This is a genomic window from Microbacterium indicum DSM 19969 (assembly GCF_000422385.1).
Lineage (GTDB): Bacteria > Actinomycetota > Actinomycetes > Actinomycetales > Microbacteriaceae > Microbacterium > Microbacterium indicum.
Window position 1 is genome coordinate 264,021 of sequence record NZ_AULR01000001.1, and the last position, 15,033, is coordinate 279,053.

Annotated in this window: 16 protein-coding genes and 1 tRNA gene; 4 read left to right on the forward strand and 13 right to left on the reverse strand. The window is 70.5% G+C overall.

Annotation, left to right across the window (positions count from 1 at the left end; genetic code table 11):
- Positions 1-611 precede the first annotated feature (611 nt).
- The gene (locus H576_RS0101200; RefSeq protein WP_029149397.1) at positions 612-1,919 is read right to left on the reverse strand and encodes an ISL3 family transposase; all 1,308 of its coding nucleotides are present in this window, start codon (positions 1,917-1,919) and stop codon (positions 612-614) included.
- 674 nt (positions 1,920-2,593) lie between these two features.
- Here H576_RS0101200 and H576_RS0101205 point away from each other — a divergent pair.
- The 3 genes from H576_RS0101205 to H576_RS17255 all read left to right on the forward strand — a co-directional run bounded on the left by H576_RS0101205 (position 2,594) and on the right by H576_RS17255 (position 3,514).
- Positions 2,594-2,932 (forward strand): hypothetical protein, encoded by a 339-nt coding sequence (locus H576_RS0101205; protein WP_156888072.1) that lies wholly within the window; start codon positions 2,594-2,596, stop codon positions 2,930-2,932.
- Positions 2,920-3,066, forward strand: coding sequence for a hypothetical protein (locus H576_RS16540; protein WP_156888074.1), 147 nt, complete (start codon positions 2,920-2,922; stop codon positions 3,064-3,066). Before H576_RS0101205 ends, H576_RS16540 begins: the two co-directional genes overlap by 13 nt.
- Before the next feature lie 322 nt (positions 3,067-3,388).
- Positions 3,389-3,514, forward strand: a complete 126-nt coding sequence (locus H576_RS17255; RefSeq protein WP_281167300.1) for a hypothetical protein — start codon at positions 3,389-3,391, stop codon at positions 3,512-3,514.
- A gap of 465 nt (positions 3,515-3,979) precedes the next feature.
- Here H576_RS17255 and H576_RS0101230 read toward each other — a convergent pair whose 3' ends face one another.
- Together H576_RS0101230 and H576_RS0101235 are read right to left on the reverse strand one after the other, a co-directional pair.
- Positions 3,980-4,480, reverse strand: coding sequence for a hypothetical protein (locus H576_RS0101230; protein WP_156888076.1), 501 nt, complete (start codon positions 4,478-4,480; stop codon positions 3,980-3,982).
- 79 nt (positions 4,481-4,559) lie between these two features.
- Positions 4,560-4,718: a hypothetical protein gene (locus H576_RS0101235; RefSeq protein WP_156888078.1), complete on the reverse strand. Its 159-nt coding sequence runs from the start codon at positions 4,716-4,718 to the stop codon at positions 4,560-4,562.
- 52 nt (positions 4,719-4,770) lie between these two features.
- Here H576_RS0101235 and H576_RS0101240 point away from each other — a divergent pair, with 52 nt between their 5' ends.
- Positions 4,771-5,172 (forward strand): hypothetical protein, encoded by a 402-nt coding sequence (locus H576_RS0101240; protein ID WP_029149401.1) that lies wholly within the window; start codon positions 4,771-4,773, stop codon positions 5,170-5,172.
- 100 nt (positions 5,173-5,272) lie between these two features.
- Here the strand turns inward: H576_RS0101240 and H576_RS0101245 are convergent.
- The 10 genes from H576_RS0101245 to H576_RS0101290 all read right to left on the reverse strand — a co-directional run bounded on the left by H576_RS0101245 (position 5,273) and on the right by H576_RS0101290 (position 14,958).
- Positions 5,273-5,345 (reverse strand) — tRNA-Thr (locus H576_RS0101245).
- A gap of 81 nt (positions 5,346-5,426) precedes the next feature.
- Entirely contained in the window at positions 5,427-6,998 is a 1,572-nt protein-coding gene (locus H576_RS0101250; protein ID WP_029149402.1) for an alpha/beta hydrolase, read from the reverse strand.
- Positions 6,995-8,143: a DNA polymerase III subunit delta' gene (locus tag H576_RS0101255; protein ID WP_029149403.1), complete on the reverse strand. Its 1,149-nt coding sequence runs from the start codon at positions 8,141-8,143 to the stop codon at positions 6,995-6,997. Before H576_RS0101255 ends, H576_RS0101250 begins: the two co-directional genes overlap by 4 nt.
- Positions 8,144-8,153: 10 nt before the next feature.
- Entirely contained in the window at positions 8,154-8,783 is a 630-nt protein-coding gene (gene tmk / locus H576_RS0101260; protein WP_029149404.1) for a dTMP kinase, read from the reverse strand.
- Entirely contained in the window at positions 8,783-11,614 is a 2,832-nt protein-coding gene (gene topA / locus H576_RS0101265) for a type I DNA topoisomerase (RefSeq protein ID WP_029149405.1), read from the reverse strand. Before topA ends, tmk begins: the two co-directional genes overlap by 1 nt.
- A 56-nt stretch (positions 11,615-11,670) precedes the next feature.
- Positions 11,671-12,474, reverse strand: coding sequence for a M23 family metallopeptidase (locus H576_RS13895; protein WP_051171994.1), 804 nt, complete (start codon positions 12,472-12,474; stop codon positions 11,671-11,673).
- The gene (locus tag H576_RS13900) at positions 12,474-12,815 is read right to left on the reverse strand and encodes a TadE family type IV pilus minor pilin (RefSeq protein WP_051171996.1); all 342 of its coding nucleotides are present in this window, start codon (positions 12,813-12,815) and stop codon (positions 12,474-12,476) included. The genes H576_RS13895 and H576_RS13900 overlap by 1 nt, the downstream gene beginning before the upstream one ends.
- A complete protein-coding gene (locus H576_RS16220; protein WP_084502321.1) occupies positions 12,812-12,988 on the reverse strand; it encodes a DUF4244 domain-containing protein in 177 nt (58 codons plus the stop codon). The genes H576_RS13900 and H576_RS16220 overlap by 4 nt, the downstream gene beginning before the upstream one ends.
- A gap of 30 nt (positions 12,989-13,018) precedes the next feature.
- Positions 13,019-13,951 (reverse strand): type II secretion system F family protein, encoded by a 933-nt coding sequence (locus H576_RS0101285; protein ID WP_036318596.1) that lies wholly within the window; start codon positions 13,949-13,951, stop codon positions 13,019-13,021.
- Positions 13,939-14,958, reverse strand: coding sequence for a TadA family conjugal transfer-associated ATPase (locus tag H576_RS0101290; protein ID WP_029149407.1), 1,020 nt, complete (start codon positions 14,956-14,958; stop codon positions 13,939-13,941). Before H576_RS0101290 ends, H576_RS0101285 begins: the two co-directional genes overlap by 13 nt.
- Positions 14,959-15,033 lie beyond the last annotated feature (75 nt).

A 15,033-nucleotide genomic window follows, 5' to 3' on the forward strand; every position in this document is an offset into this window, starting at 1 on the left:
GAATCGCCCGGTGGAACGAGGTTTGGGAAAACGAGCTGAATCCCATAGAAGAGACTTCCTGGCCTGATCCCGACGTTGGGCGCGCGTGGATCGCCGAAGGTGACGAGCTTGTACGGTTGATGCAGCGTGAGCTTGGGCCTGAGATTACGGTCGTGGAAAGTTTTCACATGTATGCCCCACGACCGTAACCTCAGGAATTGAGGTCAGCAGGCTGACTTGAAACTGTTGCTCGGGTAAGCAGTCACGAGAGAGTGGTTGCTCTTAGAGACCACAACATTCACATAATAGGACGCGTAGACGCGCGTCCCCTTAAAGATGTAGTATGGCGCCGAGAAGCAGACTGTGTTGTTGACCTTGTTATAAACAGGGTATGGGTTCGACTGCGTAAGCGCGTCGTTTACCGCACGGACCATGAACTGATCCCACCCCGGCGCGCTGTAGCCAAGGGCTTTAGTCGCGGAAGCGCGAACATTTTCCCATCCATCTGAGCGCCCATTTTTTGCCCACTGGTGCCTGTACTTTATGTGCTTAAAACCTGAGGACGTGTCTGTGCCACAGTACATCGTCACGTCGTACCCTCCCCAGACCATCGCGCTCCCATTAGTGGCTCTTCACGATTGAGGGTGTAGCGCGGGTTTGAATCCGCCGGCTTCGAGCAGGCTGCGTGCGATGTAGTGGGTGAGGTTGCGGAATCCGAGTGCGGAGCCGCGGAGGTGTTCGAGCCGGCCGTTGATCGCCTCGGTGGGTCCGTTGCTGGTGCCGGGTCGATCGAAGAACGCGAGGATGTCGGTGGCGCGCTGGCGCATGGTGCGGCCGAGCTTGCGGATCTCGACGAGCGCCGCGGGGACCCCGGTGGTGATCGCGTTGATCACGGCCTGCATCATCTGCTTGGCCTTCTTCTTGTCGGGTTCCCGGTAGGCGGCGACGATGCGCTGGTAGATGCCCCAGGTCGCTTCGACCTCGACGTGCTCTTCGATCGCGAACACCGCGTCGAGGCGGGCGGTCTGTTTCTCGGTGAGCAGGTCCGCGCCGGTGTGCAGGGTGCGGCGTGCTTTGTAGAGCGGGTCACCGGCGCGGCCGCGGTGCCCGACCGTGTCCCGCTGCACCCGGCGTCGGCACTGGTCCAACGCGTCGCCGGCAAGGCGGACAACGTGGAAGGGATCCATGACCGGGACGGCGTCGGGGAGTTCTTCGGCGGCGGCGGTCTTGAAGCCTGCGAACCCGTCCATCGCGACCACGTCAACACCGTCGCGCCAGCTGCTCGGGCGTGCGGCGAGCCAGGTCTTCAACACCTGCTTCGAGCGGCCCTCGACCATGGCGAGCAGCCGGGAGGGCCCCGTCCCGGTGCGGATCGGGGTGAGGTCGATGATCACGGTCACGTACTTGTCGCCGAGGCGGGTGTGCCGCCAGACGTGCTCGTCGACACCGATCGTGGTGACCGCGTCGAACCGGGCGGGATCGTCGATCAGTCGACGCTTGCCCTCCGCGAGCACCGCAGTATTCGCGGCGCTCCAGGACACCCCCAGGCCCGCGGCGACACGGGTCACGGTGAGGTGGTCGATGACGATGCCCCGCAGCGCCCACTCCACGCCGAGGCGGGAGATCTTCGCTCGTGGCGCGGCGGCGCGGGTCATGTCCTGACGCCACGTCCGTCGGCAGTGCGCGCACCGGTACCGGCGCACCCGGACCAGCAGCGTCGTCGGGCGATGCCCGAATGGTTCGTGCGCCAGGCGACGCGTCACCGTGTCTCGCGGCACACCCTCCGCCCCGCACTTGCGACACCACGGGTTTGTCTCGACCGGTCGGCACTCGATCACCGCCCGGTCCGGCTCGATCAGCTGGCCGACGGCGACGAGCCCGAGCTCGTCGAGCCGGCAGAACGCCGTCAGGTCAGGGGTCGCGAAAGTAGGGTGGAGCACGTCGAGGTCTTTCGAGATGGCAAGCGTGAAGAACTTCCATCATCCGGGAGGCCTCGACCCCTACCCGGCCACCGACGCACTCAACCGACTACACCCTCGTTCGCGAAGAGCCCCATTAGTTCCGCCATACTTGAAAGTTCCCCAGGTGAACAGCTCGTGGTCTTTATTTTTGAGGAGGTCACATTGAACCGTATCCCCGAGTTCGAAAGGGATGCTTCTGGTCGTGAAGCCAGACTGGCCAGCATATCCGAGAGACGTTGAGTCTTCCAAGCTGAATCCGACTCGAATCTCCTCCACCCCCGATTCTGAGTTTGCTTCAGCCGCCTGCGCGGTGCTCGTAAATCCGAAAACGACCAGTAACGCTAAAGAAAAGGCGAGCACCGACCTCATTTTCGCAACCATTAAAGCATCCCTTCTGATTCCCTTAACTGATTCCCTACACTATCGAGCCTCAACCTAACAGGCCCGCTCGGAGCTGCGCTAGCCCCACTGCCTCTTGCGGAGGATGGTTGCCGTCGGCGCCGCAAGATACGAGCATGCCGAGAGTCTTGCGACGAGGCCGCGTCGTTCCCCCGAGGCGCCGCCGGCCGCGAGCGGCGGCCCGGAACAGGTAGCCGCGAACCTGGCCCGTTCTCGCGGAAACCACCCCCAAACCACGCCTATACTTCGCCCGCATGACGACGAGCGAGATCGATAGCCAGACCCGTGCAGTGACCGAGATTTTCGGCGAGGCGCTCCTCGACCTCGAGCCGGAGAGCGAGGAGCCCGTGCGCGAGGCGTTCGATCGCGTCGCCGCGCTCCTCAACCGGGAGGACCGCGGCTGGCAGGCGATCTACGGCGGCGGCAGCGAGGTGGAGGGCGAGCAGTTCGGCCTCACCCTCGACCAGCTCAAAGACCGGGGCCGCAAGATCCGCGAGTCGATCGTCGGCGCCCCATGGATCAAGGCCAGCTTCAGCCGCCGGCAGCAGTACATCTGGCAGAACAGTCGCTCCGCTCCGACGTGGACGACCTGACCAAGGCGCTCGCCACGCTCGCGAAGGCTCAGGCCGCGACCGCGGTTCAGGTGGCCTGGATCAAGGATCGCGTGGGCGGCACGACGAAGGACGGCGCGTCACTCACGTCCGAGATCAGAGCGCTGCGCAGCTAACCCCCGCAGCGCCACCACGGCCCCGTCCTACTCGTCGGTAGGGCGGGGCTTCGAGCTCTCCCGCCGGCGCTCGGCAAGGCGCTCCTCTTCCTCCTCGCGCATCTGGTCGTGGGCGAGGGGGGTGCCCGTCTTCACGGCGGTTCGGATGATGAGGTACTGGATGAAGAGGGAGACGATTGCGACTGCGAGGAGGAGGAGAAGGAAGGTGGGCCGCAGGCGTCTGCGAACATGTCGAAATACTATTCCGTCGGCACGTCGCGACCGACGCGCAAGAGCGAGTACACGATCCTCTTCGCCTCGTCTGGGGCACAGAAGGGCTGGCGTGACCTCGTCAGCACGATCCACAGCCAAGGACGGCGCGCGGATCTGGTTCTACGTCGAAGACCGCACCGTGCACCTCGTCGAAGTCCACACGCACCACCCGCACCACCCGCACCAGACGAAGTAGCCCCGCGTCACCCGATCGGGGTTACCGCTCCGCGCCACAGCCAGCACCTCAGCGTCTCCCCGTCCGACTCGAGCTCGACGCCGACGGCATCGTCGGTCCAGCGGCGCACCTTCACGGTCGCTCGAACGTCCGTGTCGCCGAAGCGGAGCCATGCGCGCGCCTGGATGACCAGTCGCTCCGGCGCGATCGTGACGGGGACCGCGTGGAGGCGCAGCTGGTCACTCGTGAGCGACTGGAGCGGGCCTTACTGCCGGGCGGTGCGGACCTCGCGCTCCTCCGTGAGGCGCTCACCGTGGTTCGGGTAGCGTCGGTTTCCCCCCCCATGCAGCAATACTAGAACATTTGTTCTAGACTTCCGTCGAGGCTGGGGCACCCTCGCACCATCGTGGTCACGATCCCTGGCGCACGCTCATGCCCAACCACATCCATGCGCAAGCCGGTGATCTCACAGCGGGCGCACCCCGCTCAGCGTGACGGTATTCGCCACGCGCTCAACAGGCGGTCGCGCCATCCGGGCTTTTCTTCCGGGAGTCGCAGGACCTCCGCATATGCAGCGACGAGCCTGTCCAGCGCTACCGATCGCTCCTCGGAGCCGCGAGGAGCACGGGTAACCGCAGTGGCGAGATCAACTACACCTCGCGGGCCAAGCACCGCGATCCGACTGCTCGCGTCGATGAGGCGATCGCTCAGCGCGAGCAGCCGCTTACGCGAGCCACTGAGCTCTTCATCCAAGAGTTCGTTATCACGCCGCGACAGGCCCGGCTCCTCGCTCCTCGACTGCGCATCGAGCAAGTCGCCGGCGGCTACGTCGAGCCCCGCGACGACAGTCTGGAGCAGAATGAGGGCGTCCGCCCGACGGTCCCGTAGCCAGGCTGCGTGTTCTCGGCGACTTTGGGTCGCCGCACCGAACCACCCGCCCAGCACGGCGATGGCTGCACCGATCGCTGCGCCGATGATTCCTTCCATGAGGCGATGCTATGCGAGACGGACGGGCGCGGGATGCCGCCCCCTCCCGAGCCACCGCCCGCTCCGTCCGCGTCTGCTCTCAACTGCGGCGGCTGGCTTGTTGGATTTCGCTCTCGCTAGCACCGGATCTGCGGGCGTCCTGGCTCGCCACCTCGACCGCATGCTCGTGGGCGGCAACCTCGCGGCGGAGGTCGGTGAGGTCGCGGTGCGCTCGGCGCACGTCGTCAAGGGTGGTCATGAGGCCGAGCATAGGGGCGGCCGGCGGCCGTCCGACCCTAGACTCCGCGCACATGTCTAACGGACTTCCTAACACTGACCTGCCCATCGACATCACGACCGACCTCGGCCGCCTGCGCGTGCTGCTGGGCGACATCGAGATGGACGGCGAGACCTATGCCGTCTTCCGCGACTACGAGCTCCAGGCGATCCTCACGGAGGGCGCCTCCGTCCTCCGTGCCGCGTCGATCGCCGTGCGCCGTCTCGCGCTCGAGTATTCGACCGCCGGCCAGTCCATCGCGGTCGACGATGTGCGGCTCGACGTGACCGGCCGCGGGCCGAACCTTCTCGCCGTCGCAAAGTCGTTCTCGGACGAAGCCGACGCGGACGACGAGCGGCGTGGAGCGGGCGCGTTCGCCGACGTGTTCGAGGTCGCCTCAACGGGCCGTTTCGAGCCCTCATGGGGAGCCTTCTAAGAGCCGGTATATCCCGGCTCTGCTACACGTTTGCCCCACGCGGCCCTCAGAGCAGAAAAAGGCCCAGTCAGAAAATCACTTCTGACCGGGCCTTTTTTCGAGCCACCTGTCGGAATCGAACCGACGACCTATTCATTACGAGTGAATCGCTCTGCCGACTGAGCTAAGGTGGCGTTCCATGCCGCATGCGGCACGAGAAGCCATGTTACACGAGCGGCGTGGTGCTCGCGAACCGGCGACGCATCCCGGGCGCGTCAGGCCGAGCACTCCAGCCCGTCGGCCGGGACGGTCCCCGCGGTGAAGTACGTCTCGACCGCGTCGTCGATGCAGGCACTGCCGGATCCGTATGCCGTGTGGCCCTCGCCGTCGTACGTGACCATGACGCCCGAGGCGAGGTTGTCGGCCATCGACTCGGCCCACTGGATCGGCGTCGCCGGGTCGCCCGTCGTGCCGATGACGACGATCGGCGCGGCGCCGTCGGCCGTGATCGCGTGGCGGTCGCCCGTCGGCGGGTACGGCCACTCGGCGCAGACGTCGGTGCCGTACATGTACGGGCCGAGGACGGGCGCCTCCTCGTCGAGCAGCTGCTGATCGGCCTCGGCGGTGTCGCCCTCCTCGACCGGATAGTCCATGCAGTTGTAGGCGTTGAACGCGTCGGTCGTGTTCGACGTGTACCCGCCGTTCTCGCGCCCGTTGTAGAAGTCGGCGAGGAACATCGCCGCCGCGGGGTCGCCCTGCAGCGCGCCCGCGAACGCCTGCGTCAGGTACGGCCAGTTCTCCTCGCTGTAGAGCGCCGCGAGGATCGCCGTCGACATCGCGTCGGCGCCGAGCTCGCGGCCGTCGCTCGTCGCCAGGGGGCTCGCATCGAGCGACGCGAGGAGGGTGCTCACGGAGTCGAGCGCCTGGTCGGTCGTGCCGCGGAACGGGCAGTCGGTCGATCCGAGGCAGTTCTCGAGGTAGGTGCCGAGCGACTTCTCGAACGCGATGATCTGCGTGCGGCCGACCTCGCTCGCGGGGATCGACGGGTCGAGCGCGCCGTCGAGCACGAAGCGGCCCACCTCGTCGGGGAACAGCTCGGCGTACGTCGCGCCGAGGTAGGTGCCGTACGAGAAGCCGAGGTAGTTCAGCTTCTCGTCGCCGAGCACGGCGCGGATGAGGTCCATGTCGCGCGCCGCTTGGTCGGTCGTGATGTGCTCGAGCAGGTCGCCCGAGTTCGCTTCGCACGCCTCGGCGTAGGCCGTGTCGGCCTCGGTGCTCTGCTCGTCCCACGCGTCGGATCCGCGCTCGGCGTCGGGGATGTCGTACAGGTACGCGTCGATGTCGGAGGTCGAGGTGTAGCAGGTCACGGGAGTCGACCGTCCGACGCCGCGCGGGTCGAAGCCCACGACGTCGTACGCGTCGAAGAGGGCCTCGCCGATGCCGCCGTAGGCGATCGACTGGTCGAGGAAGTCGACGCCGGACGAGCCGGGGCCGCCGGGGTTGATGAGGAGGGATCCCTGCGGGTCGGCCGGGCGATCGGACGGGCGCGCGATCGCGAGCGAGATGTCGCCCGCCGCGGGGTCGGACCAGTCGAGCGGGGCCGTGACGTCGGCGCACTCGACGTCGCTCGTGACGCCCTCGCAGTCGCCCCACTCGAGGGTCTGGCCGTAGTAGTCGAGCAGGTCGAGGTCGACGCCGTCGGTCACGGGCGCCCGGCTCTCGGTCGTGCCCCCGGTGGACGGCTGCTCTCCCCCGTTCAGCTGGGCCGCGAGCGAGTTGGTGCAGGCCGTGAGGGCGAGGACGAGGGCCGCGCCCGCGGCGACGGCGGCGGTGATGCGACGGATCATGGGACCATTCCGCTGAAGATCGTGATGAGCAGGCTCTCGAGCGCCAGGACGGGCTGCACGTTGCGCTCGAGCGCGCCGCGCGTGTGCGCGACCTGGTCGAGGACACGGAGGGTGCGCTCGGGCGACCAGGCCTGCGCGAGCGCGTCGAGGTCGCCGCGCATCTCGGAGTTGATGAGGCCCTCGTCGCGGCCGAGCTGCAGCAGAAGGACGTCGCGGTAGAGCGACTGCAGGTCGGTGAGCACGCGGTCGAGGCCGTCGCGCACGGCGCGCTTCGCGCGCTTCTCCTGCTCCTCCTTGAGGGCGCTGAGCTGCGATCGGACGGCCGGCGGGACCTTGGCGCCGTCGGCGTACCCCACGGTGCGCAGGAGCGACGCGCGCTCGGCCTCGTCGCGCTCGGCCGTGAGCGCCTTGCCGTCGTCCGTCGCGTGGGCGACGATGCGGCCGGCGACGTCGACGGCGTCGCCGATGCCGCGGACCCGCACGACGTCGCCGAGGGTCGCGGCTCGGCGCTCGCGCGAAGCCGCGTCGGTCGCGAGGCGCTGTGCCATGCCGATGTGCCGCTGCGCGTGGCGCGCCGACTGCTCGGCGACGGCGGGGTCGACGCCCGTGCGCTCGACGAGGAGGCGGGCGACGTCGTCGACCTCGAGCTCGCGCAGGCGGAGCGAGCGGACCCGGGAGCGGATCGTCGGCAGCAGGTCGGCCTCGCTCGGCGCGCAGAGCACCCAGATCGTGCGCTCGGGCGGCTCCTCGAGCGCCTTCAGCAGGACGTTGGAGGTGCGCTCGGTCATGCGGTCGGCGTCCTCGACGACGATGACGCGGTGGCGGCCGAGCGACGGCGCGTAGTACGACCGCTCGACGATCTCGCGGGCCTGCTTGATCGTGATGATGACGCCCTCGGTGCGCAGGCGCGTGAGGTCGGGGTGCGTGCCCGCGATCACCTGGCGCATCGTCGCCTCGTCGCCCAGGGGCTCGGCGATGAGGGCGGCCGCGAAGGCGAGCGCGATCGTGGACCGGCCCGATCCGGGAGGGCCCGTGATGAGCCAGCCGTGCGCGAGCTGCGCCTCGTCGGCGGCGGCCGCGGAGAGCACGTCGACGGCGTCGGCCTGGCCGAGGACGTCGCCCCAGGGCGCATCGGTCGTCGTCATGGGATCCACGCTAGAGGCGGCCTCCGACAGACGAGACCCGCGCGAGGATCTCCCCCGCGATCTCGTCGACGGGGAGGGTCGCGTCGACGACGAGGAAGCGCCCCGGCTCGGCCGCCGCGAGGGCGAGGAACGCGTCGCGCACCCGCGCGTGGAACTCGGCCTTCTCGGCCTCCATGCGGTCGAAGGGCTTATCGGCGGCGTCGAGTCGCGCGCGGGCGATCCGCGGGTCGATGTCGAGCAGGACCGTCACGTCGGGCAGCGCGCCGCCCGTCGCCCACAGGGACAGCTCGCGCACCTCGTCGGCGCCGAGGGAGCGCGCGGCCCCCTGGTACGCGACGGACGAGTCGAGGTAGCGATCCTGGATCACCGTCTCTCCGCGCGCGAGCGCCGGCTCCACGAGCGTCTCGACGTGATGCGAGCGGTCGGCCGCGAACAGCAGCGCCTCGGCGCGGGGCGTGAGGCTGCCCCGCGAGTGCAGGACGATGTCGCGGATCCGCTGCCCGACCTCGGTGCCGCCGGGCTCGCGGGTGCGGACGACGCTGTGCCCCGCGCCCTCGAGCGCGGCGCGCAGCAGCTCGGCCTGGGTGGTCTTGCCGGACCCGTCGCCGCCCTCGAAGGTGATCCAGAGCCCGCGCGACATCAGCTCTCGCCGGCGGCCTCGCGAGCCGCCTTGTTCGCGGCACGGGTCGCCGCGGCCTTCTTCGCGGCCTCGGAGCGCGACGCCGACACGGGCTTCTTGGCCGCCGTCGTCTTCTTGGCGGGAGCCTTCTTGGCCGGAGCCTTCTTGGCCGGAGCCTTCTTGGCGGGGGTGCGCTTCTTGGCGGGGCCCTTCGCGCGCTTATCGGCGAGCAGCTGGACAGCGCGCTCGAAGTCGACGTCTGCCGCGACCTCGGCGCGCGGGATCGTCGCGTTGATCTCGCCGTCGGTCACGTAGGCGCCGAAGCGGCCGTCCTTGATCGTGATGTTCTTGCCGCTCGCGGGATCGGCCTTCTCGAAGTCCTTGAGGGCCGACGCCGCGCGGCGCCCGCCGTACTTGGGCTTGGCGTAGACCTCGAGCGCCTCGGCGAGGGTGATGTCGAAGATCTGCTGCTCGCTCTCGAGCGAGCGCGAGTCGGCGCCCTTCTTGAGGTACGGGCCGTAGCGGCCGTTCTGCGCCGTGATGACCTCGTCGGTCTGCGGATCCGTCCCCACCTCGCGGGGCAGGTTCAGGAGCTGCAGCGCCGTGTCGAGCTCGATCGTCTCGGGCGACATGCTCTTGAAGAGCGACGCACGGCGCGGCTTGGGGGCCGCGGCCTTCTTCGTCGTCTTCTTCTTGGGCGCCTCGACGACCTCGCCGGTCTGCGGATCCACCTGCTCGGGATCCTCGGGCTCGGTCTCCTCGAGATAGGGGCCGAAGCGACCGTCCTTGACGACGACGACGCGGCCGTTCTCGGGGTTCTCCCCCAGCACGCGGTTGCCGGCGACGGGGGCGTCGACGAGCTCCTGCACCTTGGCCGGGGTCAGCTCGTCGGGCGCGAGCTCCTCGGGCACGTTGATGCGGCGCGGATCGGCGTCGGGCTTCTCGGGGTCGGTGACCTCGAGGTAGGGGCCGTACTTGCCGAAGCGGAGCGTCGCGGTGTCGGTGATCCGGGTCGCGTTGAGCTCGCGCGCGTCGATCTCGCCGAGGTCGTCGACGATGTTGCGCAGGCCGGGGTGGCCGTCGCCGCCGAAGTAGAACTGCTTGAGCCAGTGCGAGCGGTTCTCCTCGCCGCGCGCGATGCGGTCGAGGTCCTCCTCGAGCGCCGCCGTGAAGTCGTAGTCGACGAGCTCGCCGAAGTGCTGCTCGAGCAGGCGGATGACGCTGAACGACAGCCACGTGGGGACGAGCGCCTGGCCGCGCTTGACGACGTAGCCGCGGTCGAGGATCACGCCGATGATGCTCGCGAACGTCGAGGGGCGGCCGATGCCGCGCTCCTCGAGCGCCTTGACGAGGCTCGCCTCGGTGTATCGGGGCTTCGGCGAGGTCGTGTGGCCCTTCGCCTCGGAGCCCGCGACGCCCAGGACGTCGCCCTGCGCGACCTGCGGGAGGCGCTGGTCGTCGGGGTCGTCTCCGCCGTTGCGCTTCTCGTCGGATCCCTCTTCGTAGGCCTCGAGGAAGCCCTTGAACGTGTAGACGGTGCCCGAGGCGGTGAACTCGAGCTTGCGGCCCGCAGCCTCGGCGCCGAGCGTGATCGTCGTCGTCTCGAGCTTCGCGTCGGACATCTGGCTCGCGATCGTGCGCTTCCAGATCATCTCGTACAGGCGCTGCTCGTCGCGACCCAGCTGGCCCGCGACCTCCTTGGGCGTGCGGAAGACCTCGCCCGAGGGGCGGATCGCCTCGTGCGCCTCCTGCGCGTTCTTCGACTTCGACGCGTAGTAGCGCGGCTTCGCGGGGATCGCCGCGTCGCCGTAGAGCGCGACGGCCTGCGCGCGCGCCGCCTGGATCGCCTGCGACGAGAGGTTCGTCGAGTCGGTGCGCATATAGGTGATGTAGCCGCGCTCGTAGAGGCTCTGCGCGACCGACATCGTGGTCTTGGCCGTCATGCCGAGCTTGCGGCCGGCCTCCTGCTGCAGCGTCGACGTCGTGAAGGGGCCCGACGGACGGCGGGTGCCCGGCTTGGCCTCGACCCTGAGCACCGTCGCCTCGCCCGACTCGTCGATCGCGAGGGCAAGGGCGGTCGCGCCCTCCTCATCGAGCACGACGACGGCCTTCGTGAGCTGGCCCTTGTCGTCGAAGTCGCGGCCCGTCGCGAGCGGCGCGCCGTCGACGCGCACGAGGCGGATCGCGAACGCGTCCTGCGTGCGCGACGCGACCGACGCGATCGACCAGTAGTCGGCCGAGACGAACGCCATGCGCTCGCGCTCGCGCTCGACGACCATGCGGGTCGCGGCGGACTGCACGCGGCCCGCGCTGAGCGCCTGGCCCGAGGCGCCGGATCCGACCTTGCGCCAGAGAACGGGCGACACGTCCCAGCCGTAGAGGCGGTCGAGGACGCGGCGGGTCTCCTGCGCGTCGACGAGCGAGGTGTCGAGCTCGCGGGTCTCGCCGACGGCCTTCTGGATCGCGTCCTTCGTGATCTCGTGGAAGACCATGCGCTTGACGGGGACCTTGGGCTTGAGCGTCTCGAGGAGATGCCACGCGATGGCCTCGCCCTCGCGGTCCTCATCGGTCGCGAGCAGGAGTTCGCTCGCCCCCTTGAGCGCCCGCTTGAGCTCGGTGACGGTCTTGGTCTTGCGGTCGCTGACGACGTAGTAGGGCTGGAAGCCGCCGCCGATGTCGATCGAGTAACGACCGTACTTCTCGCGGTCCTTCTCGGGGATGTCGCGCTTGTCGGCCAGATCGCGAATGTGGCCCACCGAGCTCAGCACCTCGTAGCCGTCGCCCAGATAGCCCTGGATGGAGCGCATCTTCGTGGGCGACTCGACGATGACGAGCTTCTTACCGTCTGCCAAGGGGAGTCCTTCCGTCGCCCGCAACCCTACACATCCGCGGCGAGAGGCCGGCTCAGTCATCCGGCTTCGCACCCGTTCGCCACCGTGTGGCCGGCGTACACGGGGAGGACGCAGTAGTCGACGCCGCGCGAGCGCATGAACGTCAGCGGATCGACGTGCACCCCGTCGACGACGACGCCCAGGTGCAGGTGGGTGCCCGTCGACCGGCCCGTGGATCCCATGCCGCCGATCGTCTGGCCGGCCTCGACCGCGTCGCCGACCCGCACGTCGACCCGCGCGAGGTGCAGGTACTCGGTCGCGACCCCGTCGCCGTGGTCGATCGCGACGTTCATCCCCCGGGCGCTCGCGTCGACCGTCACGGCCGCGGTGACGGTGCCGGCGGCCGCGGCGGCGATCGGCGTGAGCGCGTGCGGCGCAGACAGGTCGATGCCCTCGTGGGCGTACGCGTACCCCGTGATCGACGCGTCGCGGGCGCCGAAGAAGTCGGCCAGGAGCAGGCCCGGCGCGCCGAGGTCGACGGCCGGCGACCACGCGCCGGCTGCGGGCGAGCCGGGGCCGGCGCGTGAGGTGACGGACACCGGCCATGCTCCGTGCGCGCCCGCCGCGGTCACGACGACCTCGAGGCCGTCGACCTCGCACGACGAGGTCGACGCGGCCTGAGCCTCGGCGACCTCGGCCGCGCGCGAGCACGGGTCTCCCGTCGCGAAGCCCGAGAGCGCGTCGGCCGCGGCGAGCGCCGCCGCGTCGGCGACGCCGCTGACCCGCTGGGCCTCGACGGCCGCTCCCCCGACGGCGACGAGCCCGACCGCGAGCGTCGCCGTCGCCGCGGCTGTGAGGGCGGTGAAGGCGGCGGCGCCCATCAGAGGCCGCCTGCGAGCGCGCAGCTGCGCGCCTCGAGCGCGATGGAGAACGGGCCGAACGCCGCGTCGCGCTGCGCCGTGACGCAGACGAGCTCGCCGCTCTCGTCGAGCGACGCGCTCGCGCCGCCGACGGCCGTCGAGACGACCGACGACACGCGATCCGGCTCCCCGCGGGCGGCGAGCCGCGCGGCGTCGGCCGCCGCGTCCTGCAGCCGCACCTGGGTCGACGCGGCCGCCAGCGCACCGACGCCGAGGGCGACGACGATGACGGCGGCGGGCAGGGCGACCGCGAACTCCGCCGAGGCGGATCCGCGGTCTCCCGCCAGGGGAAGCCGGATCACGGAACCTGCAGCGCCTGCTCGACGATGCCCTGCAGCAGCGACTGCACGGCGCCGGATCGCATCACGGCGACGAGGACGCCGGCGATGGCCACGGCGGCCATCGTCACGATCGCGTACTCGGCGGTCGATGCTCCCTCGTCGTCTCGCCAGAGATCCCGGGTGTGATCGGTCATGGTGACTCCTCTCTTATAGGGGTGTGTTCTTCAGGGGCCCGCCGGTGCGGCGAACGCGGGGATCGGCGTCGAGGTCAGCACGCTCAGGAGCAGCGGCGCGACGCCGAGGAGCAGGAAGGCCGGGAGCGTGCAGACGGCCATGGGGAGGAGGAGCCGCGTGCCGAGCTTCGCGCCGCGCGTGCGGCCGTCGGTGCGTGCGCGGTGCCGCGCGTGCGCGGCCGAGGCCCGCAGCAGCTCGACGGCGGGCACGCCGGCGGCGCGCGACAGGTCGAGGACGCGCTGCGACTCCCCCGTCGTGCGGGAGGCCGCGCCCGACCACTCGGCGCAGGCCGCGAGGACCTCGCGGGCGCGGCGGATCGAGACGCCTCCCGAGAGGGCGACCGCGAGAAGCTCCTCGTGCATGCCCGGCGTTCCCGGGGCGGGCTGCGCCGCGCGCACGAGCCGACGGGTCCACGCGCGAGCCGCGAGGGTGAGGCCGAGGCCCCCGACGAGGCAGGCGATGCCGACGGGCGTCGTGAAGAGGACGCCGAGCGGATCCATCCCCAGGCCCACCCCGACGACGACGCCGAGGAGCGGCAGCCACATCATGAGCCGCGCCGACGCGAGGGGCTCGGCGAGCGCGACGGCGACGTCGTCGCGCAGCTCTCCCGCATCGCGCAGCGAAGCGGCGACCGACCGGAGCGTGTCGGCGAGGGGCGCGCCGACCGTCTCGGCGACCGCCCACGCCGCCGCGACATCGCCCCAGGCCGCCTCTCCCGCATCGCTCTCGCGGGCGATCGCCTCGACGAGCGTCGCTCCGCCGTCCTGGCGCTCCGCGACCCGCACGGCGACGGCGTCGCCGGTCCCCGCGAGATGCCGCCACGCCGCGGCGGGGCTCGCGCCGCCCTGCAGCAGGACGGCGAGCGGCAGCACGGTGCCCGCCGGATCCCCGGCCTCGGCCGGCCCCTGCGTCAGGCCTCCCACGGCCGCACCTCCTCGATCGCGAGGCGGCCGTCGGGGGCGCCGAGGGCGCCGACCGAGACGAGGCGGCGCACGCCGTCGGCGGAGCGCGCGAGGTGCAGCACGATGTCGAACGCGCTCGCCGCCTGGCGCGCCACGGCGTGGTCGTCCCACCCCGCGAGCGCGCCGAGCGCCTCGATGCGCGCGGGGACGTCGGCGAGGCCGTTCGCATGCAGGGTGCCGGCTCCCCCGTCGTGTCCCGTGTTGAGGGCCGTCAGGAGGTCGCGGATCTCCTCGCCACGGCACTCGCCGACGACGATCCGGTCGGGCCGCATGCGGAGCGACTCGCGCACGAGCCGCGCGAGTCCGATCTCGCCCGCGCCCTCCTGGTTGGCCTGCCGCGCCTCGAGCGCGATGTGGTGCGGGTGGGCGAGGCGCAGCTCGGCGACGTCCTCGATCGTGACGATCCGCTCGCCGGGCGGCGCGGATCCGAGGAGCGCGGACAGCAGCGTCGTCTTCCCGCAGCCCGCGCCGCCCGTGACGAGCAGGTTCCGGCGCTCGCGCACGATGCGCCGCAGCCAGTCGCGCACCGCGGGCGCGAACGCCCCGCCGTCGCACAGGCCGTCGAGGTCGATGTCGGCGAGGCGGGGGACGCGAATCGAGATCGCGGTTCCGCCCGTCGCGATGGGGGCGAGGGCGACGTGGACGCGCACCCCGCCCGGCAGCCGGACGTCGACGAGCGGCGTCTGGTCGTCGACGTGCCGCCCGCCGCGGCCGATGAGGTCGGTCGCGAGATCCCGCACCTCGCGCTCGGACGCCCGCCACCCCTCGACGCGCACGGCGCCCGCCCCGTGGTCGACGAAGAGCCCGTCCGATCCGTTGACGAAAAGGTCGGTGACGCGCGGATCCGCGACGTAGCGGGCGAGCGGGCCGAACGTCGCCTCCTCGTGCGGCGCGGCGGCGGCCGCCTCCGGGGTGCGGTGCGCGGCTGCCGCGCCGGGGCGAGGTGCGACGACGAAGGGAACGGGCATGCGGGGAAGCTACGGAGATCAGCCCACCCCGCGCCCGCCTCGGGGGCCGGATCGTCAGATAACCCCGCCGGATCC